The organism is Pseudomonas sp. ML2-2023-6, assembly GCF_037055265.1.
Lineage (GTDB): Bacteria > Pseudomonadota > Gammaproteobacteria > Pseudomonadales > Pseudomonadaceae > Aquipseudomonas > Aquipseudomonas kulmbachensis.
In genome coordinates, this window is record NZ_CP146347.1 from 3,908,692 (window position 1) to 3,933,888 (window position 25,197).

Genomic DNA, 25,197 nt, shown 5'->3' on the forward strand with positions numbered 1-25,197 from the left:
CGAAAGGCGCGCAGAGCTCCACCCCCAATAACAATAAAAGTGAACCCGCCATGCTCAAGACTGTTCTTCGGGCGCTCAGCGCCTGCACCTGCGTTTTATCCATGGGCCCCGCCCTGGCCAGCGGTTTTATCGATGACAGCCACGCTGATCTGGTGATGCGCAACTATTACTTTGATCGCAACTACGTCAATGCAACGCCCCAGGCTGCTGCCCGGGAATGGGCACAGGGGTTTATCCTCAACTTGCGCTCGGGCTACACCGAAGGCCCGGTCGGGTTCGGCCTGGACGCCCAAGGCTTGCTCGGCGTGCGCCTGGACTCCTCACGCGCACGCACCGGCACCGGCCTGCTGCCCTACAACGCTACCACCCGCGAACCTGCCGTTGAGTACTCGGAGCTGGGGCTGACAGCCAAGGTCCGCGCCTCCAAAAGCGAGCTGCAACTGGGCACCATCAGCACCTTTTTACCGATCGCCTTCGCCAGCCCTACCCGCTTGCTGCCGCAGACGTTTCGCGGCGCGTACCTGAAGTCTCAGGAAATTGAGCAGTTGACGCTGCATGTCGGCTGGCTGGACCGCATCAACCTGCGTGACTCTACCGACTACCAGAAAATGTCGGTCGGCTCGCCCAATGGCCGCTTTAATGGCGCGGCCGAGTCCAACCGTTTCATGTTCATCGGCGGCGACTATGCCTGGTCACCGCACCTGACTCTCAAGTACTACCACGCTGAACTCGCGCAGTTGTACCGCAAGGATTTTTACGGCCTCGTCGATAATCGCCCGGTGGGCCCCGGCAGCCTGAAAAGCGATTTTCGTCTATTTGTCACCGGCGAGGACGGGGCAGCCAAGGCCGGAACGGTGGACAACCGCAATGCGGCGCTGATGCTGACCTACAGCCTGGGCGCCCACAAATTCGGCGCCGGCTACATGCAACTGACCGGCAAGACCGGCATGCCGTATCTGTTTGGCACCGAACCGCTGGTGATTACCGAAGGCACCCTGAGTTCGGAGTTCCTCAACCCCAAGGAACGCAGCTGGCAGGTGCGCTACGACTACAATTTCGCTGCAATGGGGGCGCCGGGACTCAACGGCATGCTGCGCTACGTAAGTGGCGACAATATCGAGCTGGCCCGATTCGGCGGCTCGAACCTGAGCGAGAGCGAAAAGGATATCGAGGTCTCGTATGTGCTGCAGAGCGGACCGCTCAAGGACCTCTCGCTGCGGTTGCGCAACGCCTGGTACCGCAACGACTTCACAGCACAGGCCAGCCACCGGGATGACAACGAACTGCGGGTCAATATCGATTACACCTGGAAGCTCTGGTGACGATTTACGACAACAAATGCGACATGGGCTGGCTGAGCAGGCAGGACATTCGATAAGCTCTGCGGCCTCCCATCAGCCACCAGCGGTAAGTCCATGATTGAAGTGACCGAGGTTTCCATAGCCCAACTGCGCGCGGCGCTTGAATCTGGCCAAACCACGGCGGTCGAGCTGGTGCAGGCCTATCTCGCACGGATCGATGCCTACGACACTCCCGACACGCCCACCGCGCTGAATGCGGTGGTGGTGCGCAACCCGCAGGTGCTGATCGAGGCGCAGGCTTCCGATGCCCGCCGGGCGAAGGGCCAGACCCTGGGCCCACTGGATGGCATTCCCTACACTGCCAAGGACAGTTACCTGGTCAAGGGCCTGACTGCAGCGTCGGGCAGCCCGGCCTTCAAGGACCTGATCGCTTATCGTGACGCGTTCACCATCGAACGCCTGCGCGGCGCCGGCGCCATCTGCCTGGGCAAGACCAATATGCCGCCCATGGCTAACGGCGGCATGCAGCGCGGGGTTTATGGCCGCGCCGAAAGCCCGTACAACGCCGACTATCTGACGGCCCCCTTCGCTTCCGGCTCCTCCAACGGTGCAGGCACGGCCACGGCGGCCAGCTTCTCGGCGTTCGGCCTGGCCGAAGAAACCTGGTCGAGCGGACGCGGGCCCGCTTCCAACAACGGTTTGTGTGCCTACACGCCTTCTCGCGGAGTGATCTCGGTGCGCGGTAACTGGCCGCTGACACCGACCATGGACGTGGTGGTGCCGTTTGCCAGAACCATGGCCGACCTGCTGGAAGTGCTCGATGTGGTGGTGGCTGAAGACCCGGACACCCGTGGTGATCTGTGGCGCCTGCAACCCTGGGTGCCGATCCCGAGTGTTGCCTCGGTGCGCCCGGCTTCGTATGCAGAACTTGCCGTTAAAGGCGACGCACTCGCAGGCAAGCGCTTTGGCGTGCCGCGCATGTACATCAATGCCGACCCTGAAGCGGGCACGGCCGAAACACCGGGCATCGGCGGTCCGACCGGGCAACGCATCATCACCCGCGCCTCGGTGATCGACCTGTGGCAAGCCGCACGTCAAGCCATCGAAGCCCAAGGCGGCGAAGTGATCGAAGTCGACTTCCCGCTGGTCTCCAACTGCGAGGGTGATCGCCCAGGCGCGCCGACGGTGTATAACCGTGGGCTGGTGTCGAAAGCGTTTTTGCATGATGAGCTTTGGGAGCTGTCGGGCTGGGCGTTTGATGACTTCCTGCGCGCCAACGGCGACCCAAAACTGAATCGCTTGGCCGACGTTGATGGCTCGCTGATTTTTCCACACGACCCAGGCACCCTGCCCAATCGTGAAGATGAGTTGGCCGCGGGCATGGACGAATACGTACGCATGGCCCAGCGCACAATCACGCCGTGGGACCAGATCAGCACCGTCCCGGACGGCCTGCGCGGCCTTGAGCAAACGCGGCGCATCGACCTGGAAGACTGGATGGACCGCTTGGGTCTCGATGCCGTGCTGTTCCCGACCGTCGCCGATGTTGGCCCAGCGGATGCAGATGTGAATCCTGCCTCTGCGGATATCGCCTGGAGCAACGGTGTATGGGTGGCCAACGGCAACCTCGCCATCCGCCATTTGGGCGTACCAACCGTTACGGTACCAATGGGCGTGATGGCCGATATCGGCATGCCGGTGGGGCTGACCTTTGCCGGCCGTGCCTATGACGACTCGGCCTTGCTGCGCTTTGCTTCGGCATTCGAGGCCACGGGATCCAAGCGATTGGTTCCGCCGCGTACGCCACCGCTGTCAGGTTGCTGAGCGGAATACAGGGCCAGGGTGGGGGTTGTTTTCCCCACTGATTATCGAGACTTTCCGCACAGGTGAGCCCTTTGATCCGGCCAAGCTGTTTAGCGAGAAACACTTCGCTAATGCTTGACCCGGAACAGAGTATCTACAGAGATACATCAAGCGTGGGAGCGAGCCTGCTCGCGAAGATCATTCGCGAGCAGGCTCGCTCCCACTGGGGCTTGACCTGGAACAGAGTATCTACAGGAAATTTACCGTCCTTCCCGTTTTCAGCCCTTGGCCGCCATCGCCGTTACTTCCACGCGCATGCCCTCAACCGCCAACGCCGCCACACCCACGGCAGCACGAACCGGCCACGGCTTGGCGAAGAAGCGTTTGTACACCTCGTTGAATGCCGCACGATCCGCCATGTCAGTCAGGTAAATAGTCAGGTGGAGCACCCGATCCATCGAGCTGCCAGCTTTCTCCAGCGCCAACTTGAGTGCCTGCAGGGTGCACTCGCTCTGCTCGACAATCCCGCCCAGTTCCAGACTACCGTCCGCGCGGGTCGGGATCTGCGTCGAAACCAGTAAACCGCCGAAACCGGCAACATCAGACGAGATGGATTCAGCATCAGGATCAGGGATGTAGGTAATGTCCTGTTGAGTCATAAGGATCTCTTGCAAGAAGTAAAAAACATATTCTCCAACCTCCGCCCGTGCCTTGCGCGGTTTTTTTCACGCTGCTAGGGTGCGCTGAAACAATAAGTATAAATTTCGCCCTGAGCGAGGAAGCAAACCATGCAGATTCAATCCCACAACACTGCGGACGTGGATCAGCAACTGGTGATTGCCGGCTGGCAGGAACACTACCAACAAATGTCGGCTGGTTACTTCCAGGGCAAGGTGGTGCACCTGCAACTCAACGGCATCGAAGTGTACGAAGAGCAGATGAACACCCGTATCGAGCAGCATTTTCAAGCGCCCGCAGCGTCCCTGGTGTTCAGTTTTGACACGCAAAACGGCTCGTTGTACCTGCTCAACGAAGAAACCCAAAACACCTGGATCACACCGGAGAACTACAAGGAAGTGGCAGTGGTGATCGGGCCGCAGTATCTCAAGCAACTCGATTGCCTGAATCTGAACACACTCGATGGCCTGTTCCTCACGCCATTGGTGTCCCAGCACAGCCGGATTTTTGGCCGCTGGCTAAGCAACACCCTGCAGCAATTGGCCGCGGATGATTCGCCACCCCCCGATGAAGGCCTGGCACAGCAACTGGTCGACGATTGCCTGTATATCCTCGACTGTCCGCGCCAGACACTCGACTACGCCCACCAAAAACACCTGGCCCATGACCGCCGCCTGATCCGGCGTGTGTTCGATCTGGTCATGACCGCCCCGCAAGAGCACTTCAACGTACTGCAACTGGCCAATGCTGCAGGGGTTTCGGTGCGTCAGTTGCAACACAGCTTCACCTCTTTCACCGGCGTCTCGCCCAGCCAGTGGCAACGCTTGCGGCGACTGAATTTTGCCCGCCGCGACTTGCTGCGCATGTCCCCCGCCGAAACCACCGTGGCCGAAATCGCCATGCGCTGGTCGTTCTGGCACCTGGGCCGCTTCTCGCAGACCTATAACAGCCTGTTCGGCGAACTACCCAGTTGCACCCTCCTGCGCACCCGCTAGCGCACCAAAACAGGGCGCACATTAAAACGCAAATCGGATAGAAGCCCGCCGCCTCACGATTGCACTATCACCTCGCAACACGGAACTGAGCAGCCAGGGGGCGCTCAGGCATTTCCCTGCAAGAGGCGTTATGAAAGGCAATCTGGATCGGCTGAGCCACTGGCTCAAAGAAAACAAAATCACTGAAGTCGAGTGCCTGATCTCTGATCTGAGCGGCATCGCTCGGGGCAAAATCTCACCCACCAACAAATTCCTCAACGAGCAAGGCATGCGCCTGCCGGAGAGCGTCTTGTTGCAAACCGTGACCGGCGACTATGTAGATGACGATATCTACTACGAGTTGCTGGATGCCGCGGATATCGACATGCACTGCCGCCCGGATCAGGACGCGGTGTTTATCGTGCCTTGGGCAAGCGAACCCACCGCACAGGTGATCCACGACACCTATGACAAGCAGGGCAATGCCATTGAGCTGTCGCCGCGCAACCTGCTGAAAAAGGTTCTGAGCCTGTACACGGCGCGTGGCTGGAAGCCGATTGTTGCGCCTGAAATGGAGTTCTACCTGACCCAGCGCAGCCCCGATCCTGACTATCCGTTGAAGCCGCCGGTTGGCCGCTCCGGGCGCCAGGAAACCGGACGCCAGTCGTACTCGATCGAGGCGACCAACGAGTTCGACCCGCTGTTTGAAGACATGTACGACTGGAGCGAAGCCCAGGGTCTGGATCTGGACACTCTGATCCATGAGGAAGGCACGGCGCAGATGGAGATCAATTTCCGTCACGGCGCGGCGCTGTCACTGGCTGACCAGATCATTATTTTCAAGCGCACCATGCGCGAAGCCGCACTCAAGCATGACGTCAGCGCGACCTTTATGGCCAAGCCAATGACCGGCGAACCCGGCAGCGCGATGCACGTCCATCAGAGCGTGGTTGACCTGGAGACCGGCGAATCGGTGTTCTCCAACCCCGATGGCAGCATGAGCGAGCTGTTTATGCACCACATCGGCGGCCTGCAAAAGTACATCCCCGAAACCTTGCCGCTGTTCGCCCCTAACGTGAATTCGTTTCGCCGCTTCCTCCCCGACACCTCTGCGCCGGTGAACGTTGAGTGGGGCGAAGAAAACCGCACCGTTGGCCTGCGCGTGCCGGACTCCGACCCGCAAAACCGTCGGGTTGAAAACCGACTGGCCGGCGCCGATGCCAACCCTTACCTGGCCCTGGCCGCCAGCCTGCTCTGCGGCTACGCCGGGATGGTCGAGGGCGTAGAGCCGAGCGCAGCCGTGGTTGGCCGTGGCTACGAACGCCGTAACCTGCGCCTGCCACTGACCCTGGAAGCCGCGCTGGAATGCATGGAGCAGTCGGACATGGCCAAAAAATACCTGGGTGAACGTTTTACCAAAGGTTTTGTGGCGGTCAAGCGGGTCGAACACGAGAACTACAAGCAGGTGATCAGTTCCTGGGAACGCGAGTTCCTGCTGTTTAGCGTGTAGCTCCAAACGCACTCCAAAATGGACTCACAGAAAGGACATGTGGATGAAACGTACCGCCCAAAAAATGCTCTTCACCACCCTCTTCGCCCTGGCTGGCCAAGCCTCGGCGCAAGACACGGTGAATATCTATAACTGGACCGACTATATCGCTGCAGACACCCTGGTTAACTTCCAGCACGACACTGGCATCAAGCCGATTTATGACGTGTTCGACTCCAATGAAACCCTGGAAGGCAAGCTGCTGGCCGGGCGCACCGGCTATGACGTAGTGGTGCCCAGCAACCACTTTCTGGGACGGCAGATCAAGGCCGGGGTTTTTCAGAAGCTCGACAAGTCGCAGATCCCCAACTGGAAAAACCTCGACCCGCTCTTGCTCGCGCGACTGCAAGCCAACGACCCCGGCAATGAATACGCAGTGCCCTATCTGTGGGGTACCAACGGCATTGGTTACAACGTCGACAAGGTCAAACAGGTATTGGGCATCGACAAGATTGATTCCTGGAGCGTTTTGTTCGAACCGGAAAACCTCAAGAAGCTGAAAAGCTGCGGCGTGGCCTTTATGGACTCGCCAGATGAGGTGATGCCATCGATGCTCAACTACCTTGGGCTCAATGCGAACAGCGAGAAGCTTGAAGACTACAAGATCGCCGCGAAAAAACTGCAACCGCTGCGGCCTTACATCAGCTACTTCCACTCCTCTAAATACGTGACTGACCTGGCCAACGGCGACATCTGTATTGCCTTCGGTTATTCCGGCGACGTGTATCAGGCGATCCATCGTGCGCAAGAAGCCGGTAACGGGGTGAATGTGGCCTACGTGGTGCCCAAGGAAGGCGGCAACCTGTGGTTCGACATGCTGACCATCCCGGCCGATGCCAAGAACCCGCAGCAAGCCCATGCGTTTATCAACTATCTGCTCAAGCCTGAGGTGATTGCCGACATCAGCGAGCACGTGGGCTACGCCAATGCCAACACCTCGGCCACGGCCTTGATGGGTGAGGAAATTACTCATAACCCATCGATTTACCCACCCGAGGCGGTACAGGCCAAGCTCTATGTGTCATCGGAGCTACCGCCTGACCTTATGCGCTGGATGACGCGTTCGTGGAACAAGTTCAAGTCCGGTCGTTAATCCTGTGCCGGGCAGCAATGGCTGCCCGGCAACTCAGTAGGCAGTTTTTATGACGTCCACGATGTCTTTACCGCACACCTATTACCGCGCCACACGCAACCTGCAGCTCAGTTGCCCGCCCCTTGCAGGTAAGGTGCAGGCAGACGTGTGCATCATTGGCGCGGGCTTTACCGGTTTGAACACGGCCATTGAACTGGCTGAACGCGGTCATTCGGTGATTGTGCTCGAGGCGCAGCAAGTCGCCTGGGGTGCCACCGGCCGTAACGGCGGGCAACTGATTCGCGGGGTTGGCCACGACCTCGACGCCCACGAAAAAACCATCGGCCGCGAAGGCGTCAAGGTGCTGGAGCGGCTGGGCCTGGACGCGGTGGATCTGGTGCGCCAGCGCGTCGAAAAGCATGGCATTGACTGTGACCTACGCTGGGGCTTTTGCGAGTTGGCCAACACCCCGCGCCATGTCGAAAACCTTATCGCCGAGCAGGCGTCACTGCAAAACCTGGGGTATCGGCATAAGGTCGAGCTGGTTGAGCGTGCGGACATGCATCGCGTAGTCGCCTCGGACCGCTATCTGGGCGGGCTGATCGATACCGGGTCGGGGCATTTGCACCCGCTCAACCTGGCCTTGGGCGAGGCCAGGGTGGCTCAGCAACTGGGAGTCAGCATTTACGAAAACAGCGCGGCGATGCGCATCGATTATGGCAGCCAGGTTCGGGTGCACACGGCCAACGGCGTGGTGCACGCCAAGACCCTGGTACTCGCCGGCAATGCCCATCTTGGTGATCTGGAACCGGCGCTCAGCGGCAAGGTGCTGGCCGCCGGCAGCTACGTGATTGCCACCGAACCCTTGAGCGAAGCGCTGGCGCACACCCTGATTCCGGAGAACCGGGCGCTGTGCGATCAGCGTGTCGGCCTGGATTACTATCGCCTGTCGGCCGACCGGCGCTTGCTGTTTGGCGGCGCGTGCCACTACTCCGGGCGCACGCCCAAGGACATCGCCGGTTATATGCGCCCCAAAATGCTTGAAGTATTCCCCCAGCTTGCGGGTAAGCGCATCGACTTTCAGTGGAGCGGCATGATCGGCATCGGCGCCAACCGGCTGCCACAAATTGGTCGTTTGCAGACCCACCCCAATGTGTTCTATGCCCAGGCCTATGCCGGGCATGGCATCAATACCACGCACATGGCGGCGCGACTGGTTGCACAAGCGATAAGCCTTGAGCAAAGCCAGGGCTTTGAGCTGTTCGCTCGCGTGCCGCACATGACATTCCCGGGCGGCAAACATCTGCGCTCGCCTTTATTGGCCCTGGGCATGCTCTGGTATCGACTCAAGGAAATCGCAGGTCATTGATAGGCGCATAAGCCCTGCTCTCACCATTCAAAAATACCAACAATAAAAAGGACGTTCCTATGAAGCGATTTACCCCCTGCCTGCTGGCAGCCCTGTTTTCCCTGCCCTCCTTGCAGGCTATGGCCGCTGCCGATCTGGTATTCACCAACGGCAAGGTGTTCACCGGCGTGCCCGGCCAGCCACTGGTGAAAGCCGTGGCCGTCGAAAACGGCAAGATCATCAAGGCCGGCAGCGATGCCGAGATCAATGCATTGGCCGACTCCGGCACCCAGCGCATTGACCTGGCGGGCAAGGTACTGATGCCCGGCATGATTGATACCCACAGCCACCCTGTAGCTGCCGGCCTGGCCAGCCTTGGGGCGAACCTGCTCGATGAAGAAATCCCCCTGCCCGAGCTTGAGCAATGGATCACCGAGCAGGAGCAGGCGGGCACTACCGGGGAAGGCGGAGTCGTCAATATTGCGGGCGTCAGTTCGGCCTACTGGGAGCAAAGCAGCGAGTTGGGCAAACACTTCAATCAAGGCCGCTGGGCTGACAAACCACTGGTATTGAACGGTATCGACGGGCATACCGGTTGGGCCAACAATGCCATGCTCAAGCGCATCGGGATTGATGCCACCTACATTAAAAACCTGCCAAGCAAGGAGCGCGATTATATCGGTCACGCGGCGGACTTCACCCCCACCGGTTTTGTCGCCGAGTCCATGTGGGACCAGGTACGCGGCCAGGTCCCGCCGCCAAGCGCAGAGGTGATGCTCAAGGCGGCCCGTGAAGCCGTGAAAATCAACAATCAGTATGGGGTGACGGGCTGGATGGACGCAGCCTCGAACGCAGGCCATTCCGACTCGCTATTTGATTTCACCGCCACCGAACAAAGCGTCGGCGTATTGCCGCTGTATCGCCAGCTGGCAGAGAATGGCGAGCTGTCAGCCCACGTCGCGGCACTGCTGCTGACCAACTCCAAAAGCAAGCCCGCCGACCTTGAAGTGCTGGCCAAGGTGATGAAGCAGTTCGAAGGCGTGCCCAACCTGACCTTCCCCGGCATCAAGGTGTTTGCCGACGGCGTTCTGGAATACCCGGGGCAAACCGCAGCGGTCATCGTGCCTTACAAAAACAACAATAAAAACGGCGAGTTGCTGATCGACCCGGCGCACTTTGGCGAGTTGGTGGTCGCAGCCGAAAAACGCGGCTGGATCGTCCATATGCACGCAGTCGGCGACCGCGCGGTGCGCGAGTCCCTCAATGGCTTTGAATATGCGCGCAAGCTCGGCCCGGCACCGGTCACCCATAGCATCAGCCACCTGCAACTGGTCAATCCCAAGGAATTCCCGCGCTTTGCGCAACTGGGGGTAGTGGCGTCCATGCAACTGCTGTGGGCCACCGAAGAAAGCTACACCGTCGACCTGGTCAAGCCTTACATCAGCGCATTTGCCTATGGCTATCAGTACCCGGCCAAATCCCTGAAAGACGCCGGGGCCATGATCGCGGGCGCCAGCGACTGGCCGGTATCGAGCCCCAACCCGTGGAATGCCATCGCCCAGGCCGCCACCCGCAAAGGCCCGCTGGGCGTGCTCAATGCCAAGGAAAGCGTTGATCGCCAGACCATGTTTTATGCCTACACCAGCAATGCCGCCAAAACCCTGGGGCTGGATACGCAAATCGGTTCCTTGGCACCCGGCAAGCAGGCCGACCTGATCATCCTCGACCGTGACGTATTCAGCGTTGATGACGAAGCCCTCTCGGACACCAAAGTCCTGAAGACCTACTTCGCCGGCAAGCAGGTCTACGCGCCCGACGCCTGATTGGCTCGCCAGGCTTGTGACCGTCCCTGCACTCGGGGCGGTCGAAAAAAACATTGCTCATAGCGCCTTATAAAAACAAGAGAACTGATATGAACGCATTGTCTGTCTGCATGCTCACGGGCCTGGCCCTTACACCCCTGCTCAGCGCCCAGGCGCTGGAGCTCAACGACGATTTCCAGCTGGTGATTACGCCCACGCTAATCAGCGATTACCGGGCCAACGGCCTCTCGCAAACCCTGGGCGACCCTGCTGCGCAACTGTCGATCACCCTCAACCACAGCAGTGGCTTGTACGCAGGCCTGTGGACCTCGAATGTCGATTTTGGCTACGACTCTAAAACCCGTCAGGAGCTCGAATACTTTGCCGGGTACTTCTGGCAAATCAACGACAACATCAGCCTGGACACCTTCTACACCCGCTACGAGTACCCCCGTGAAAGCGGATACAACCAGAGCGATGTCCAGGCCACCCTCGATGTATACGGCGTTTTACTCGGTGGCAAATACGTCAACAACATGAAAGGCCCGGATTACGAGGATGAAAACGGCGAGTTCCACGAGGGCAAGAAAGACGAGGACTTATCCACGGTGTTTATCGGTTACCACACCGTGCTGCCCGCCGAAATCGGTTTGGCGTTGCGCTACGAATACGTCGACTACAAGGATGACGTATTTTTCAGCAACAGCGGCAAGGGCCAGGCCGATTACTACGACTGGGAAGTCAAACTCAGCCGCCAACTGATCGGCATTGACTGGGCGCTGAGCTATATCGATACCGACCTGTCGAAAGCCCAATGCACCAGCTTTACCGGCTACGACGATGTGTGCGGTGCAACGCTGGTGGCCAGCGCCAGCAAAACCTTCTGATTAAACCTGCGACCCGGCGTCACCAATGATCCTGTGATCCAGTACCATGAGCACCGCCAAGACGTCGTTACGTAGCCGGGAGTGCTCTGTGGAAATCAAACACCTGCGATCATTTGTGACCCTGGCCGAGGAGCTGCACTTCGGCCGGGCTGCGCAACGCCTGTCCATTGTGCAACCGGCCCTGAGCATGCAGATCAAGATGCTCGAAGAAGAGCTGGGGGTGCGCCTGTTCGAGCGTAACCGGCACTCGGTCACGCTGACCGAAGTGGGTGCCATCTTCTTGCCCGAAGCCCGGGCCACGCTGTATCAGTCGGCCCATGCGGCTGATGTGGCCAGGGCCTGTGGGCGAGGGGAAATCGGCCGTGTGCGTTTGGGTTTTGTCTCATCGGTATTGCCCGAACTGCTGCCCTCACTGATCCGCGCGCTGCATACCCGCTTTCCGCGTATCGAGCTGGAACTCAAGGATATGCCCGGCCCGGACCAGGCTAGCGCCTTGAAAAACGGTCAGCTTGATTTCGGTCTAATGCGCTTGCCCGCTGCCATCCCGGGCATCCAGACCCGCGAGGTACTGCAGGAAACCTTTATCGTTGCCCTGCCCGGCGATCACCCGCTGGTGGCCTGCGACACCCTGCCCCCGACTGCCCTCGCCCAATTGCCGGTGTTTATCCTGGCCAGACGCTACGCTCCCGGTTTTTACGATGAACTGATGCAATCGCTTGCACGCCACGGCGCGCAACTGCAAATCGCGACGGAGTTGGGCGAATTCACCACCATGCTCGCCTTGGTGTCCGCCGGGCTCGGCGTTGGCTTGCTACCGGCCAATGCCGGACGCGCCTTACCCGCCAATGTCATCTCCAGGCCCCTGGAGCTGGGTAGTTACCGGGCAACTACCGGCCTGGCTTGGACGGATCTGAACAGCGCGGTTAAAACGACGGTGTTCAGTTTGATAGATGAGTTGTTGCCGATGGCTTCGCTGCGGGACAAGAGCTGAGAAAGGCGGATGGGCAGTCCTGCCACAGGGCAGATTTTGCAAGGGCGACGCGGTAATGCTGTTCACTTAAGGTCCGCGTTACCCCGACTGTGGGAGCAGGTTTATTGCTTCGGATCACAGCCTAATAGCCCCACCATCTCCTTGCCCGCCGCGATCAACTCGCGGCACACACCGTTGACCTGACTCGACACGATTAGCCCTTCACCGATCAACAGCAGTTGCATGGCTGCCAAGCGAGGGTTGTTGAGGTGTGCTTGGGCACATATTTGCTCCAGATAAGCCACAAGTGCCTGCTTGTGTCGTTTGGCCAAAATATGCGGCGCCAGTGTCAGGCTGGCGTATTCGGCAGAGGCATTGATAAAGGCGCAGCCGTGGAAGTCAGGCTCCTGTACCCAGGCGCCAATAAAGTCGAGATAGGCTTCGGGTCGCAGCGCTGGCGGAGCCTGCTCAACCGCTGCGTTCACTTTGGCCATGAACTCGTTGTGACGAAGCGCCAAAGCAGCCTCGACCAGATGTTCCTTACTTGGAAAATGCCGGTACAGGGTCTTTTTGGTAACCCCTGCCTCCTGGCTCAGCTGCTCCACTCCGGTCGCATGAAAACCCTGACGATAGAACAGGCGCAAGGCAGAACCGGTTATTGCATCGGATGTACTCATTTCCAAGGACCTCATGGGAGATGCCGAACAGTGTATACCGATCGGTTGACTTGCAGGTATACCGATCGGTATCCTTTGGTGACTTCACCCTCCCTGCGAGCACCTCCATGCCAACACATCGCCTGCTCAAATCGGGTGCGCCAGCCGCACCTTCACTGCGTTTTACCCTGACGTCGTTTATCGGCGTGGTTATCGCCATCGGTGCCACAGGCTGGCTTAACGCTATCTCAGGCACCCCCTGGCTGATGGCGTCACTGGGAGCCAGTTGCGTGCTGGCTTTCGGCTTGCCGGACTCGCCACTGGCTCAGCCACGCAGCATTATCGGCGGGCATTTCATCTCGACGCTGATCGGGCTGATCATTCTCAACACCCTAGGCAATTCATGGTGGGCATGTGCGCTAGCCGTAGGCCTGGCACTGGTGGCCATGCAGCAAACCCGAACCGTGCATGCCCCAGCAGGTGCAAATCCCATAGTGGTACTAACCGCAGGTGCGCCGCTGTCATTTTTGGTTACACCGGTACTGGCCGGCTCCATCGTGATTGTGATGGTGGCCTGGTGCCTGAATAACGCCCGTAATAAAGGCAGTTATCCCAAGTACTGGCTATAGAACTCACCTGTCCCGTTACCGCTAATTACCCTTTGCCATACCAAAGTAAATGATAAACATTCTCCTTGCTGATACGATTCAGCTCTGTCGAATAGTCTGAGACGCCCGTAATAGACGTTTCAACCGGCGCACTGAAAAGGGAGGCAACAAGAACCTCGCCCACTTCATTGTTCGGTTATCGGCAGCGAATTCAGTTATCTGCCGTCATTGGTGTGGAGTGTTACGGATGTTGCAAAGGAAGCGTGGTTTTAAACGGGCAGGCATTGTGCCCCTCGGGGTATGTACCAGTCTGGTGATTAGCTGTACGGCGCTGGCGGGCGAAAACGCCCCCATGCAACTGCCAAGTATTCAGGTCGACGGTGTGCAATCTACCGTAGACGATACGGACTACCGTGCGGGCTATAGCTCGACTGCAGACAAGACTGAAACACCCTATCTGCAGCAGTCACAAACAGTCGATACGGTGACCCGTCAGCAGCTCAAGGATCAAGCGCCACAAACCCTCGAGGACGTGATTAAATTTATGCCCGGAGTGGTCGTCAGTAACAACTTTGGTGGCACACAGGACAGTTTTATCAAGCGCGGCTTCGGCAACTCTGATGATGGCGGCGTTTTGCGCGATGGTGTGCGCATGCCCATCGGACGTAATTTTCAACGTGTCACCACCGAGCGTGTGGAGATGCTCAAAGGCCCCGCCTCATTGCTGTACGGGATGCAGGAGCCAGGTGGGGTAATCAACGTAATCACCAAAAAGCCGCAATACCAATGGAGCAGTTCGCTGGGCGGCACCCGGAGTGATCAGGGCGGTGGCGATGGCTGGTTCGACATCACCGGCCCGCTGGCTGACAGCGGTTTTGCGTTTCGTTTGATCGGGCAAAACCGCGATGAGGATTACTGGCGCAACTTTGGCCAGAACACGTCAAAACTGGTCGCTCCCTCACTGGCCTACGAGTCTGACGACCTGTCGTTTCTCGCCGCCTATGAATACAACGACTACAGCAACACGCTGGACCGCGGCGCGTTGTTTTACAACGGCCACCATGTGGGCAGCCGCGACAAGCGCCTGGACGAAAAGTGGACCCGCGCCGAAGGCCAGCGCCAGTCGTTCAACACCACCACCGAATACCGCCTCGACCCGAGTTCGCGGGTGCGCCTGACCACGGGCTGGGTGTATGACCATTACAACGATTACCAGGCCGACCCCAGTGAGTATCGCCCCGCAACTGGCGAGCTGACGCGACGTTTTCGACGCAATGTGGGTGCCAATCGGGAAAACGCTTACCTGTCCCTCGACTGGATTGGCAACAAGACCTGGTACGGCATCGATCATGATCTGGTCACCGGCGCCGACTATGAAACCCGCCGCGAAGCCAACGGGGACTTCCTGCAAAGCCGCAACGTTGGCGGCTTCTACCCGGCCAACCCGCAATATGGCTTGCTCCCGCCCGTGGGTACGGTCAACCCGTCAAACACCAACGGCAAAAGCCATATCAAGGGTCAGTCGCTGTACGTCAAAGACAATATCCATCTGGGCGAAAAATGGATTCTGGCACCGGGACTGCGCTACCAGCACTACTCGATAGATTCGGGCGCGGGTCTGGACTTCAAGCAAACCACCGATGAGGGCGAGTCCAAGCTCCTGCCTTTTTTAGGGCTGGTGTATCAGATGCGTGACGATCTCTCGCTGTATGCCAACTACAGCCAGTCGTTCGCGCCCAACGAGATGGAAAACGGCACCACTTTCGAAGGCACCTACAAGTCAGAGACCGGCCGCCAGTACGAAGTGGGAATGAAGTATGACAACGGCGACTGGACGAGTCAGTTGGCGCTGTACGACATCCTGAAAAACAACGTGCAGCAGAACACCGGTGAACTCGACGAGTTCGGCAACATGGTGCAACGTTTGGCGGGTGAAGTGCAGTCACGCGGCCTGGAATGGAGCATGACCGGACGCCTGAGTGCGCAATGGAGTGTGATCGCCAACTACGCCTACACCGATGCCCGAATCAAGAAAGACACTGAGCAAACCGAAGGCAATCGCCTGTTCAACGTGGCGCGTCATGTGGGCGGTGCTTACCTCACCTACGAAGTCCCGGCCGACATTTTTGCAGGTCGCTTGCGTCTTGGTTCCGGCGCCCGTTATGTGGGCAAGCGCGCAGGGGATATAAGCAACTCCTTCGAGCTTCCTGACTACACCACGGTGGACGCTTTCGCATCCTGGAAGACCAGCCATCTGCTGGGCAAGGAAACCTCGCTGCAACTCAATGCCAGCAACCTGACCGACCGCAGCTATTTTGTGGCTTCGGGTGGCACTACCCGACGAGTAAGTTGGGGCGAAGGAAGGACGCTGCGATTGACGGGGGAAGTCAGCTTCTAGTGTAACGGGCAGGCGCCAGACAACTGGACATGGCGCCTGCTTGATACACCCTCAAACTGAACATGATATTCATAATAAAAAGAACAGTTTTTGTGCGGCGTGACGAAATAGTTTGAATGAAAAGCCCTACATCCAAACCCGGTTTATGACTGAGTTGGCAAAAATACATTTATAACAAAGACAAATACAATCCTTTGACTATACTCGGCCTCTTTATTGCATGGCCTTTTGCTATGCTCAATTCAATTCAACTCTTAAGAGCCTTGGCTGCATGGCTCGTAGTGTTTCATCACTACATTCAAGTTGTGCATGGCAATAACCTGAGCGGCCCGCTCTCTAAAGCGCTTCATATGTATGGCGCTATTGGTGTCGATTTATTTTTTATCATCAGCGGCTTTGTTATTTATCTCTCAGTGGCGGGCAAGAATGTCACACCGGGTGTTTTTGCGGTTCATCGCTTGGCCAGGGTTGTGCCGGCGTATTGGATTTTCACCTTTATTTCGGCGGTTATTTTGCTCAATGCGCCAACTTTCTTGCCACTCACGGCATTCGACCCGACGTTCCTTCTGCAGAGTCTGCTATTTATACCGGTTCAAAACCCCTCAGGCATTGGTCCGTATCCCCTGTTGACGGTGGGTTGGACGCTGAACTATGAAATGGCATTTTATAGCGTTTTCTTGCTGAGCTTTTATTTTCCGAGAAAACTCCAACTGCTGATGGTAGCGATTGGGCTTTTTCTACTTTGCAAGTTTATCTCCCGTCTAGGAGGTGATCTTGCCTTTTATGGCAACAAAATCATCTATGAATTTTTATTCGGAATACTGATTGCCATCGCCTATAAAAAAGGTTGGGTACAAAAAACACCCTCGTTAGTCGCTATCGCTGTAATCCTTGTTGCTATCGGGATGATTATCTTTTACGGGCAAGTCTCCCATAACCCTCTAAAGTCAGGCCTTCCTTGCGCAATGATTCTCTTTGCGGCCGTATCTCTTGAGCGCTTCAGTCCTGGCTCGGGGTTAATTAGCCGCCTTGGCGACTGGTCATACTCAACTTATCTGTGCCATGTGCTGGTTATGTGCTCAATGATGAAAATTCAGGAGCTCTTGAATCTTCACGATGCGGTGACATTTGCCTTGACCATCGCAGGTATTCTTGTTGTGTCCTACTCAAGTTTCAGATGGATTGAAAAACCCATTTCCACTCTGGTGAAAAAGAACTCCAAAAGTTACACGGCAACACTACCTACTGCCTAAAATGCGCTCTGCCACTACTGACGCCATGACTACTGAAACTCAGTGGTCATGACGCCTGACGCCTCGCCGAATTACGGCCGAACCGCAGTCACTTCGATCTCAACCAGATAATTCGGGTTGGCCAGGCCGGCCACCTGGAATGCCGAGCGGGTTGGCAGCTTAGGCTGATCCTTGGTGCCAAAGAACTGGGTGTAGCCTTTCATAAAGCCTGTAAAGTCCATCTTGCCCGTCTCTGGCGTGCCCACCAGATAGACCTGCATTTTGATTACATCACCCATGGTCAGGCCCAGGTTTTTTAATGTGGCCTCGATATTTTTCAGCACGTTGACCGTCTGCACTTCGGTATTGCCATAGGCCGCGAGAGTCTTGGGGTCTGCCTTGCTATCCGCGACGGGAGGCACAACACCACTGAGGTTGACCAGGGTGACACCCGGCGGAATTTCGACGGCCAGGGAGATCGGGAAGTCCGAGTTCGGCAACTTGTGGCGTATCACTTCAGCCGCATTTACCTGCGAAGCCATCAAGCCAGCCAACAGGGAGGTCAGGAGAAAAGCGGGGATGATTTTTTTAGACATCTTTTTATTCCTTTAGGGATGTGAACAAAGCGCGCCGTCCATGTTTGTGTCAGCGCTGGGTGACCGCCCGAACATCTTCGACCGTCACGCTATCGGCATATTGGTTACCAAAGTGGGTACGCACATAGTTGACCACCGATGCAATCTGCTGATCATCCATGTACTTTTTAAAGCCCGGCATGCCGCCCTGCCCCGATGACACCATGTACACCGGGTAGACCTTGGCCCCCAGTTTCTGGTTGGTCGCCAGGGCCGGATACGCACCTGCACCGTGAGAGCCCTGGCCCTCAGCCATATGGCAGCCCTGACAGACCTGATTGAACAGGGCCTCGCCACTGGGTTGATCGAACTTGCCGGAGGTGGAAAGCATTGGCGTCTCTTCTGCAAGCACTGAGGTACTGGCCAGCAGACTCAACAGAGTGGCTATCGTGAAAGTTGTTCGCATGGCTAACTCCGGAGTCAGGCAGCTTTCGCGCTGGCGATGATATGGGTGTGCAGACGTTTGATCGCATCCTGTGACGACAGAATTGCACCCTCCATCCAGGCCGGGATATAGGACGCATGCTCACCGGCAAGGACGATCCGACCGTCAATCTGGCACAGATTTTTGTAATGCTGCTGACGGGTCTCGGGGGTCCATAGCCCGTAGCAACCGTTAGTCCAGGGCACCCGATGCCAGCCGACAGCAATCCCGTTCTCGAACTCGCTCGGGTATTGCGGGTGAATCTGCGCGCCGTATTCAACAGCCTTCTGCACACGCATTTGCGGGCTCATAGCGGTGAATTCGTATGCGTTCGGGCCCCAGATGTAGGCACCGAGCAGAACACCTTTGCCCTGTTTTCCGTAGTCAGTGCTCGGGTAGCTGATTTTACTGATCGGCGTATCGGTGTAGCTGATACCGCCGTAGATATGCTCGTCCTGCTCCCAGAAACGGCGCTTGAATTGCAGCCCGATTTTTACCGAAGACTCGTAAGGCACCGCACGAATCGCGCTCATCATCGGTGCACTGACATCGATCGGCAGTTGCCCGAGAATCGACAACGGCAAGGTACAAACGCACCAGTGCGCCTGCTCCTGCTGCAGCCCGCCACTACCATCGCTGTTCTGGTAAGTGACGGTCACGCCGGTATCGTTTTGCTGGATGCGCGTGACCTTGGCGTTGTAGTGAATCAGGTCATTGACCTGCTTCTGGAAGGCCTGGGCGATCATGTCCATGCCGCCAACCGGTTGAAAAATGCTGCTTTGGTATTCGTACTCCTGGCCACTGGCGATGCTTTGCCACAGGTTGGAATCGAGCAGCGCCTTGCAGTCCATCGGTTCGGACGGCACGGCCTCGGGCATCAGGCCACCCCCATCGTCGATGGCAAAGCCACGACGCAGGCTGGTTTCCAGGGATTTTTTATAACTGTTGCCGGCGTCCAGCGCGCCCCATTTGCGCATCACTTCCAGCAAGCGCTCGCGGTCCTCCCGGGTCAGCGCCTGGTCCAGGCCGTGCTGATTGACTGCCTTGCTCAGCAGCTCGGCAACATGCCCCTGAAAGTCAGCCTGCACTTCGCGATAACGCTGTGGCTTGCCGCCAAATGCTTTGGTGGAATGGACCATTGCGTTGTAATTGACCTGAACAAAAGGCTCCAGCGCGACACCAAATTTGTGGCAGTAATCGAGTACCGCATGGTGGTGGTACGGAATCCGCCATGGGCCGGGATTGAGGTAAAGTCCCTTGTCAAATTCGCAATGCTGGGTCGCGCCGCCCAACTCGGTGAAACGGTCGCCACCGCGCAGTGTCCAGCAGCGCCCGCCCGGTCTGGCATTGAACTCCAGTACTTTGACCTGATAGCCCGCCTTTCGCAGTTCGTAGGCCGCGGTCATGCCTGCCAGCCCCGCTCCCAGGATCAACACTCGCGTGCCCTTGGGTGCACCGCTTAATGCAAAGTTGCGATCATGGTTGGATTCAGCGGCAAAACTTAAAGCAGTCATTGCCTGATACATCGCAGCAGCGCCCGCTGTCACTCCAATCCAGTTCAATACTGTACGACGGCTCACAACCATTGATTTCTCTTGCATGACCAATCCTTTGAATCGAAGGGAAATACGCAGGCAATAACTGACGAACAACCCGGCTAATGGCATCGCCCGACCACAGTAATGTCTGCGCCCGGTGATCCCCTAGAGCAAGCGGTATGCCATAAATTGAGAAACGCAGGAAAAGTGGCAGTTCTGAAATGCCAGGCAGCCAAATGCTTCGACATAGGTCGGCCAAGTCTATTTTTGGTGCAAGACAGGTGCGCCAGTATTGGGCAGGTCATTAGACCGTGTGCTTCATGGGCGCATTGCTACAAAGGGATGATCAGGCCGAAGGGCTACTCTTCCCCCTCGGCTGAATATCGAAGCTTGCAGGAAAGTGACTGTGATAAAAGCATGCCCTTGTCCGCTCGGGGTGTTTGGGGTTTATGGGAAAGTGCTTAGCCATGCCAATAGAACATGGTCTTGGCGAGGATCACGATCAACACCATATGCCCCAGAATGCTGCGACGAATCCAGCTCGCCCGGGCGCAGGTCAGCCGTGCGCTTTTGAGCCAATACGCCAACAACAAATAATGACCAATGATACTCAGGGCCAACAGGATCTTCAGACTCAGCAAGGTGCCAAAACTGCTGGCCAGCGGCTGACTCAAGGCCCCCCGGTACTGCCACGCCAGGCTTATGCCAGCGCCATACAGCAGCAATACCACGCCATGCAGCACCTTGCGCGAGCGTACTGCAATCGCCCGATCCGCCGTCAACTGTGGGGCATCCGGCAACTGCTGGCGAGCGTGATGCCAGATAACCACTTCGAAAAATAACGTGCCGATGAAGGCGATTGCCGCGAGCAAGTGAATCACCAGCAAAAAGGGATACATCACTGACCAACTCCTACGAGTTACGGGCCTAACCTGGATGACCGTCAACCCGGGAGCGCAGCAGCATCGGCCCGTAACGCCAGGCATATAGCGCAAACGCCAGCGTCCAGCACAGACCCGCCAGCCACAACGCCGCCAAGGGAAAAAAGACAACTAGCCCGACCCGACTGAGACACGCCAGATTGAGCAAAATGAACGCCAGGGTCATGCCCGATGGCGGCTCCAGCGGACGACCGGTATGCCCAAGGGTGACCCGCGCAATCATCGCCAGTACCAGTCCGCCCATGGCACCGATGGTCAAGCTATGCACCGCCAGGCTCGGGTTGATCGATACACCGAAATGCCACAGCGCCATGCCCAGGCACGCCACCGCCAACCAGCCATACGCCAGGTGCAACGACCACAACAACGGCACGCGCCAGAGTGCCCGATCATGCCAACGGACCAGGCGCAGCAGATGCCCCACTGCCAATACCGCGAACAGTAAACCAACCCGTACATCGGGGTTGAGTGCAGGTCCCGCCGCATACAGCAACGCAACCAACACTGAACCGAGCAACAACGACCAATCCAGCCACGCCCAGGGGGCAACGCCCTCGACCCGGCCGAGGCCGCGCTGGGTGAAGAATGGAATGACTCGCCCGCCGATCAAACCCATCATCGCCGCCACCAGCCAGATACCGGCCAGTACGCCCTGGCGCTGCCAGCCTTCGTGCCCTTGGACCAGGCCCCGGAGGGACAGCCCGTCGGCCGCGGCCAACAGCAACAACACCAGCACAATCGGGTAGTTACGTTTCTGCCGCACCTGCCACAGGGTCATGCCCATCAACACCGCTAGCGCCAGCGGGAACCCCAACTCCAGCACCACGAGCAACGGCCAGGGCGCATTGGCCAGCCAGGCCAGCCGCGCGCACAGCCACAGCAGCGCCAGCGCCGCCAGAGGTGTTGCACTGATACCTGGGCGACCGGTCCAGGTCTGCACCGCTGTCAGCAGAAAGCCCGCGATGATCGCCAACCCGAACCCGAACAGCAGCTCATGTCGATGCCAGCCCAACCAGCCGCCTGCAGGGGTCCAGTGGCCAATCAAACCGCTGAAAGCAGCCAGCCATAGCGGTATGACCAACACCGCCAACAGGCAACCACCGAGGAAAAACGGCCTGAAGGCCAACCGTAGCAGCGGTGTAATCGCCATCGCTTTACGGCGCTCAAGCACTTGCATAACACCACTCCTCTAACGTGTTGCCGGCGCGCAAGCGTCGAAGTAATTCCGGGCTCCATCATCGGGTATTGGCGATCAATCACCGTTGTCGCAGATCAAAGGTCGATCTCACGGTGGGGCACACCGTGATCGCAGCGGAGCTTGAGCTCGCGGGCAAGCCAGCTCACCAGGTCAGGTAAAACATGCCCTTGGCCAGTAGTACGATGCTAATCATGTGGCAAAACAGGCTGCCGTGGATGAAATGCAGGTATCGAGCATTCATCCGGCCACTTTTGAACAGGTACATGGCGACCAGAAAGTGCAGCAGTACGCTGACGGCAAGCACGATTTTCAGCATCAACAAGGTGCCGAACGATGAGGCCAGGGGTGTGGCCAAAACCGGCACATAACGCAGCCAGACCATCCCTGACCCGGCACCGAACAGCACCAGCAACACCCATGGAATCAAGATGCGGGCGCGTTGACCGATGCCCTGCTCGACCAGCAGCATGACCTTGGCGGGCAGCTGTTTGCGGATACTTCCCAGGAACAGGACTTCAAAGAAAACCGTGCCGATAAAAATCAGCGCAGCAAACAGATGCAAGGTCAGAAATAGCGGATAGAGCATGGGATTCTGGCTCTCATTTCAGCTGAAAACGATTCGCTCACCGCGATTAAAAACCGTCAATCCCGTCGTTGCGCGGCCTCGCGATCACTGTTGCGGGCCTCGACCCAATGGGACCCTCGGCCACCTGCTGGGTTTTCCAGAATGGCGCGCGGGGTTTCAAGCAATGCATAAGCCTTGCCCTTCCACCTGTCGATTACAGAGCACAATACAGAGCAGGCCGAGCCCTGCGGTTGACGTCAATCAAGGAATCCAGACAAGGAGATTGCTGCAACCGGTGCGATTGATCCGGTAGCGCAGCCTTTTCAGCTATCTGCTTTTTGCAATGCGCAAAGAAAAATCTCGGGCAGGATGCATGATTATATTTGGCTACTATTTTTATAACGCATTGAAAATACTATGATTTTTAAATTTCGTTTTTGGCACAGCAATTGCGAAATCCATCACGACAATTGAACCGCCCAGACAGAGCGGGAACCATCCATCCGTGATAGTGAGGCAAAAATGAACGCCATTGACATTCTGCTGGCCGACCACGAAAAAGTTAAATCGATCCTTGCCCAGCTCAGCGCCACAACAGATAAAGCGTTGAAAAAACGCACCGAGCTACTGCACAAGCTTGAGCTGGAAATCAGCATACACACGCAACTTGAAGAGAAAATTCTCTATCCGGCATTTAAAAAAGCGGGCGGTAAAGAACAAGAAGAAATGTATTACGAGGCAAAGGAAGAGCACCGTACTGTCGACTCGCTGGTTCTTCCTGATCTCAAGAACACTGACCCGTCCACCCCGGAATTTGCCGGGAGGTGCAAAGTAGTGAAAGAGCTACTTGAGCACCATATCGAGGAGGAAGAAACGGAGATGTTCCCACAAGCAAAGAAGCTGCTTGGAAAAGCCGAACTGGATGAGCTGGGTGAACAAATGCTGGCGATGAAAGCGGCCCTGAAAAAAACTCTTGGCACTTCAAAACGCGCTGCCTGATGCACTTGGGTGGCTCTGCCTGATTACTGGAGTTGGTAGCCAGTTCAAATAGAGTATTTGCCACCCAAACTACATTTCAATCGGGTTGGCGGTCATGGGATTGATGAGCTGACGAGCGCTCAGATTCTTCAACCGTCACAGCCCCTGCGCCAGGCTTCAGGTTTTTGAAAAGCCCCCTCCTCTGCTATGGTGGCGGCCATCCAAACGCAATGGAAGTGTTAAGAATGGACTCATGGAAAGCTGTAGGGGTCGCCTTTCTGATGACTATAAGCACCCAAACCGTGGCCGCTGAAAATAACAACCCGTTCCAGGCAGCACTCATGATTACCACTGCGATTCCCTTCTTGATAGTCGCAGGCACTACAGGCCTGACCTCCAGCATTCCACAGATGTTCAAATCATCCAAAGCCGATGCCCTTGCGTTCATTGGTTCTGACGGCGAAATTCGTGGGGCGCAGTTTGAACAGGCATCTCGCTATTATCGCGAGACTTACCCTGCGCCGCTGATGTCCGACCAGCAATTGGCGCAAGCGATCGCAGCAGCTTTTTGAGTGCACCTTTCAGTGTAAAACACTTATTAAAACGATGGACTGGGGGGCTCACGATGCTCGCATTCACGGCTCAGCGCAGTGCTGTCGTGTGCCCCCTCACGGATGCGACGCACGTTATTGTTGAGTACCTTGTAAAAAAAATGGTGGTAAAGCCAACCCTTCAAACCGGTCAAGTTAGTCTTGTGCTCGGTATAGAACTCGTCCGGTGAGGCATACAACCCCAGTTCCCGGGCAATGCCTTCGCGCTGGATGAAGGTATCCCGACCGGTCCATTGCACTGCGGGCTTGGCCAAACAAGGCGTTGCTACGGCATAGCCAAGAAAAGCGTGCGTGCAGTTACTAAATCTGTTCTGCACTGCACGCAGGTATTGCTCGTCCAAAATCACCCCTTCAAGCACTACCCAGCGTTCGTGCAGGCTGACCTCGACCCAGGTATGAAGGATTTCCTTCGGTGACATGAAGTAGACAAAGGGGGTCATTGCACCTTTCTGCAGGCGTTTGTCGATGGTGAAACCGCGCAGTCGGCAAGGAATGCCCAGCGCACGCAGCAATCCCATCAACAGTGTCGATTTGGTGTTGCAGTGGCCCAGGCCTTCTTCAAGGATGGCGGACGCTGGTAAGTTATCGGCGCCAGCGTTATAGCCGAAAAGAATCTCGTCGCGACAGAATTCGTAGACGGCTCTAGCAGCCTGCTCATGCGGCAATTGACGCCAGCCGCGTACGTCGATGAGCTGAGTAATGCTGGGGGCGTCGAAGTCGAGTATTGAAGTACGTCCTAGATAGTCCTGATCCTGCTGCTTGCTCATAGCCAAATCCTCCGTGATTTTGTGCAGCCTGACCCCTCTAGTTACTTCAATGTCAAGACTCCGCCCTCCAGCCACTCCAAATGAGCTTGTCATCTGTAATAGATTAACAGTGCCGTAGTGATGCAGTAGCAGGTGAGCAGGAACGTCGCTCAACAAACTATGTTGGGCGGACGGTTAGAGTGCTGAGCACGGTTCCATTTGTGCACTCCTCTGGCGCCCTGCAACGCGTGACCGTGAATAAACAAAGCCGCTTACAAGACAA

General features: G+C 57.2%; 23 protein-coding genes. 14 read left to right on the top strand and 9 right to left on the bottom strand.

Features of this window, described 5'->3' with window-relative positions; translation table 11 throughout:
- Window positions 1–50 precede the first annotated feature (50 nt).
- Together V6L79_RS17985 and V6L79_RS17990 are read left to right on the top strand one after the other, a co-directional pair.
- Window positions 51–1,322 carry an OprD family porin gene (locus V6L79_RS17985; protein ID WP_338579285.1) on the top strand — a complete coding sequence of 424 codons (1,272 nt, stop codon included), beginning with the start codon at window positions 51–53 and terminating at the stop codon, window positions 1,320–1,322.
- A gap of 93 nt (window positions 1,323–1,415) precedes the next feature.
- Window positions 1,416–3,125 (top strand): amidase, encoded by a 1,710-nt coding sequence (locus tag V6L79_RS17990; RefSeq protein WP_338579286.1) that lies wholly within the window; start codon window positions 1,416–1,418, stop codon window positions 3,123–3,125.
- A gap of 257 nt (window positions 3,126–3,382) precedes the next feature.
- On the opposite strand, the gene V6L79_RS17995 is transcribed toward V6L79_RS17990, so the two are convergent.
- Window positions 3,383–3,763, bottom strand: coding sequence for a RidA family protein (locus tag V6L79_RS17995; protein ID WP_321833707.1), 381 nt, complete (start codon window positions 3,761–3,763; stop codon window positions 3,383–3,385).
- A gap of 129 nt (window positions 3,764–3,892) precedes the next feature.
- Between V6L79_RS17995 and V6L79_RS18000 the strand changes: the two genes are divergently transcribed.
- The 7 genes from V6L79_RS18000 (at window position 3,893) to V6L79_RS18030 (ending at window position 12,405) form a co-directional block, all read left to right on the top strand.
- A complete protein-coding gene (locus V6L79_RS18000) occupies window positions 3,893–4,777 on the top strand; it encodes a helix-turn-helix domain-containing protein (RefSeq protein WP_261738692.1) in 885 nt (294 codons plus the stop codon).
- A 130-nt stretch (window positions 4,778–4,907) separates the two neighbouring features.
- Window positions 4,908–6,266: a glutamine synthetase family protein gene (locus tag V6L79_RS18005; RefSeq protein ID WP_261738693.1), complete on the top strand. Its 1,359-nt coding sequence runs from the start codon at window positions 4,908–4,910 to the stop codon at window positions 6,264–6,266.
- A gap of 43 nt (window positions 6,267–6,309) precedes the next feature.
- On the top strand, window positions 6,310–7,398 hold the full coding sequence (locus tag V6L79_RS18010; protein ID WP_395246761.1) for a polyamine ABC transporter substrate-binding protein: 1,089 nt from the start codon (window positions 6,310–6,312) through the stop codon (window positions 7,396–7,398).
- Window positions 7,399–7,447: 49 nt separating this feature from the next.
- Window positions 7,448–8,746 carry an FAD-binding oxidoreductase gene (locus V6L79_RS18015; RefSeq protein ID WP_338579287.1) on the top strand — a complete coding sequence of 433 codons (1,299 nt, stop codon included), beginning with the start codon at window positions 7,448–7,450 and terminating at the stop codon, window positions 8,744–8,746.
- Window positions 8,747–8,805: 59 nt separating this feature from the next.
- Window positions 8,806–10,548: an amidohydrolase gene (locus tag V6L79_RS18020; RefSeq protein ID WP_338579288.1), complete on the top strand. Its 1,743-nt coding sequence runs from the start codon at window positions 8,806–8,808 to the stop codon at window positions 10,546–10,548.
- Between the two features lie 89 nt (window positions 10,549–10,637).
- Window positions 10,638–11,414 carry a TorF family putative porin gene (locus V6L79_RS18025; RefSeq protein WP_321833711.1) on the top strand — a complete coding sequence of 259 codons (777 nt, stop codon included), beginning with the start codon at window positions 10,638–10,640 and terminating at the stop codon, window positions 11,412–11,414.
- Between the two features lie 88 nt (window positions 11,415–11,502).
- Complete coding sequence (locus V6L79_RS18030; RefSeq protein ID WP_261738698.1) at window positions 11,503–12,405, top strand: LysR substrate-binding domain-containing protein; 903 nt, start codon at window positions 11,503–11,505, stop codon at window positions 12,403–12,405.
- 101 nt (window positions 12,406–12,506) lie between these two features.
- Here V6L79_RS18030 and V6L79_RS18035 read toward each other — a convergent pair whose 3' ends face one another.
- Window positions 12,507–13,061, bottom strand: a complete 555-nt coding sequence (locus V6L79_RS18035) for a TetR/AcrR family transcriptional regulator (RefSeq protein WP_261738699.1) — start codon at window positions 13,059–13,061, stop codon at window positions 12,507–12,509.
- Between the two features lie 107 nt (window positions 13,062–13,168).
- Here V6L79_RS18035 and V6L79_RS18040 point away from each other — a divergent pair, with 107 nt between their 5' ends.
- The 3 genes from V6L79_RS18040 to V6L79_RS18050 all read left to right on the top strand — a co-directional run bounded on the left by V6L79_RS18040 (window position 13,169) and on the right by V6L79_RS18050 (window position 17,299).
- Window positions 13,169–13,669 (top strand): HPP family protein, encoded by a 501-nt coding sequence (locus V6L79_RS18040; protein ID WP_261738700.1) that lies wholly within the window; start codon window positions 13,169–13,171, stop codon window positions 13,667–13,669.
- 226 nt (window positions 13,670–13,895) lie between these two features.
- Window positions 13,896–16,046, top strand: a complete 2,151-nt coding sequence (locus V6L79_RS18045) for a TonB-dependent siderophore receptor (RefSeq protein ID WP_338579289.1) — start codon at window positions 13,896–13,898, stop codon at window positions 16,044–16,046.
- Between the two features lie 233 nt (window positions 16,047–16,279).
- Window positions 16,280–17,299, top strand: coding sequence for an acyltransferase (locus tag V6L79_RS18050; RefSeq protein ID WP_338579290.1), 1,020 nt, complete (start codon window positions 16,280–16,282; stop codon window positions 17,297–17,299).
- Window positions 17,300–17,370: 71 nt separating this feature from the next.
- Here V6L79_RS18050 and V6L79_RS18055 read toward each other — a convergent pair whose 3' ends face one another.
- The 6 genes from V6L79_RS18055 to V6L79_RS18080 form a co-directional block, all read right to left on the bottom strand.
- Entirely contained in the window at window positions 17,371–17,874 is a 504-nt protein-coding gene (locus V6L79_RS18055) for a RidA family protein (RefSeq protein ID WP_338579291.1), read from the bottom strand.
- Window positions 17,875–17,923: 49 nt separating this feature from the next.
- Complete coding sequence (locus V6L79_RS18060; protein WP_261738704.1) at window positions 17,924–18,319, bottom strand: cytochrome c; 396 nt, start codon at window positions 18,317–18,319, stop codon at window positions 17,924–17,926.
- Between the two features lie 14 nt (window positions 18,320–18,333).
- Window positions 18,334–19,863 carry a flavin monoamine oxidase family protein gene (locus V6L79_RS18065; protein WP_321836521.1) on the bottom strand — a complete coding sequence of 510 codons (1,530 nt, stop codon included), beginning with the start codon at window positions 19,861–19,863 and terminating at the stop codon, window positions 18,334–18,336.
- Window positions 19,864–20,336: 473 nt separating this feature from the next.
- Window positions 20,337–20,774 (bottom strand): hypothetical protein, encoded by a 438-nt coding sequence (locus V6L79_RS18070; protein ID WP_338580330.1) that lies wholly within the window; start codon window positions 20,772–20,774, stop codon window positions 20,337–20,339.
- A 28-nt stretch (window positions 20,775–20,802) separates the two neighbouring features.
- The gene (locus V6L79_RS18075; RefSeq protein WP_338579292.1) at window positions 20,803–21,993 is read right to left on the bottom strand and encodes an NnrS family protein; all 1,191 of its coding nucleotides are present in this window, start codon (window positions 21,991–21,993) and stop codon (window positions 20,803–20,805) included.
- Between the two features lie 163 nt (window positions 21,994–22,156).
- Entirely contained in the window at window positions 22,157–22,600 is a 444-nt protein-coding gene (locus tag V6L79_RS18080; protein ID WP_338579293.1) for a hypothetical protein, read from the bottom strand.
- Between the two features lie 501 nt (window positions 22,601–23,101).
- On the opposite strand from V6L79_RS18080, the gene V6L79_RS18085 reads away from it, so the two are divergent.
- Entirely contained in the window at window positions 23,102–23,578 is a 477-nt protein-coding gene (locus V6L79_RS18085; RefSeq protein WP_338579294.1) for a hemerythrin domain-containing protein, read from the top strand.
- 224 nt (window positions 23,579–23,802) lie between these two features.
- Entirely contained in the window at window positions 23,803–24,129 is a 327-nt protein-coding gene (locus tag V6L79_RS18090; protein WP_261742455.1) for a DUF2388 domain-containing protein, read from the top strand.
- Between the two features lie 26 nt (window positions 24,130–24,155).
- Here the strand turns inward: V6L79_RS18090 and V6L79_RS18095 are convergent, their stop codons facing one another.
- Window positions 24,156–24,935 (bottom strand): transglutaminase family protein, encoded by a 780-nt coding sequence (locus V6L79_RS18095; protein WP_261738709.1) that lies wholly within the window; start codon window positions 24,933–24,935, stop codon window positions 24,156–24,158.
- Window positions 24,936–25,197 lie beyond the last annotated feature (262 nt).

Excerpts from the sequence above, each read along its gene's own strand:
- V6L79_RS17985 (WP_338579285.1), top strand. The coding sequence starts at position 51 with ATGCTCAAGACTGTTCTTCGGGCGCTCAGCGCCTGCACCTGCGTTTTA.
- V6L79_RS17990 (WP_338579286.1), top strand. The coding sequence starts at position 1,416 with ATGATTGAAGTGACCGAGGTTTCCATAGCCCAACTGCGCGCGGCGCTT.
- V6L79_RS17995 (WP_321833707.1), bottom strand. The coding sequence starts at position 3,763 with ATGACTCAACAGGACATTACCTACATCCCTGATCCTGATGCTGAATCC.
- V6L79_RS18000 (WP_261738692.1), top strand. The coding sequence starts at position 3,893 with ATGCAGATTCAATCCCACAACACTGCGGACGTGGATCAGCAACTGGTG.
- V6L79_RS18005 (WP_261738693.1), top strand. The coding sequence starts at position 4,908 with ATGAAAGGCAATCTGGATCGGCTGAGCCACTGGCTCAAAGAAAACAAA.
- V6L79_RS18010 (WP_395246761.1), top strand. The coding sequence starts at position 6,310 with ATGAAACGTACCGCCCAAAAAATGCTCTTCACCACCCTCTTCGCCCTG.
- V6L79_RS18015 (WP_338579287.1), top strand. The coding sequence starts at position 7,448 with ATGACGTCCACGATGTCTTTACCGCACACCTATTACCGCGCCACACGC.
- V6L79_RS18020 (WP_338579288.1), top strand. The coding sequence starts at position 8,806 with ATGAAGCGATTTACCCCCTGCCTGCTGGCAGCCCTGTTTTCCCTGCCC.
- V6L79_RS18025 (WP_321833711.1), top strand. The coding sequence starts at position 10,638 with ATGAACGCATTGTCTGTCTGCATGCTCACGGGCCTGGCCCTTACACCC.
- V6L79_RS18035 (WP_261738699.1), bottom strand. The coding sequence starts at position 13,061 with ATGAGTACATCCGATGCAATAACCGGTTCTGCCTTGCGCCTGTTCTAT.
- V6L79_RS18040 (WP_261738700.1), top strand. The coding sequence starts at position 13,169 with ATGCCAACACATCGCCTGCTCAAATCGGGTGCGCCAGCCGCACCTTCA.
- V6L79_RS18045 (WP_338579289.1), top strand. The coding sequence starts at position 13,896 with ATGTTGCAAAGGAAGCGTGGTTTTAAACGGGCAGGCATTGTGCCCCTC.
- V6L79_RS18050 (WP_338579290.1), top strand. The coding sequence starts at position 16,280 with ATGCTCAATTCAATTCAACTCTTAAGAGCCTTGGCTGCATGGCTCGTA.
- V6L79_RS18055 (WP_338579291.1), bottom strand. The coding sequence starts at position 17,874 with ATGTCTAAAAAAATCATCCCCGCTTTTCTCCTGACCTCCCTGTTGGCT.
- V6L79_RS18060 (WP_261738704.1), bottom strand. The coding sequence starts at position 18,319 with ATGCGAACAACTTTCACGATAGCCACTCTGTTGAGTCTGCTGGCCAGT.
- V6L79_RS18065 (WP_321836521.1), bottom strand. The coding sequence starts at position 19,863 with ATGTATCAGGCAATGACTGCTTTAAGTTTTGCCGCTGAATCCAACCAT.
- V6L79_RS18070 (WP_338580330.1), bottom strand. The coding sequence starts at position 20,774 with ATGTATCCCTTTTTGCTGGTGATTCACTTGCTCGCGGCAATCGCCTTC.
- V6L79_RS18075 (WP_338579292.1), bottom strand. The coding sequence starts at position 21,993 with ATGCAAGTGCTTGAGCGCCGTAAAGCGATGGCGATTACACCGCTGCTA.
- V6L79_RS18080 (WP_338579293.1), bottom strand. The coding sequence starts at position 22,600 with ATGCTCTATCCGCTATTTCTGACCTTGCATCTGTTTGCTGCGCTGATT.
- V6L79_RS18085 (WP_338579294.1), top strand. The coding sequence starts at position 23,102 with ATGAACGCCATTGACATTCTGCTGGCCGACCACGAAAAAGTTAAATCG.
- V6L79_RS18090 (WP_261742455.1), top strand. The coding sequence starts at position 23,803 with ATGGACTCATGGAAAGCTGTAGGGGTCGCCTTTCTGATGACTATAAGC.
- V6L79_RS18095 (WP_261738709.1), bottom strand. The coding sequence starts at position 24,935 with ATGAGCAAGCAGCAGGATCAGGACTATCTAGGACGTACTTCAATACTC.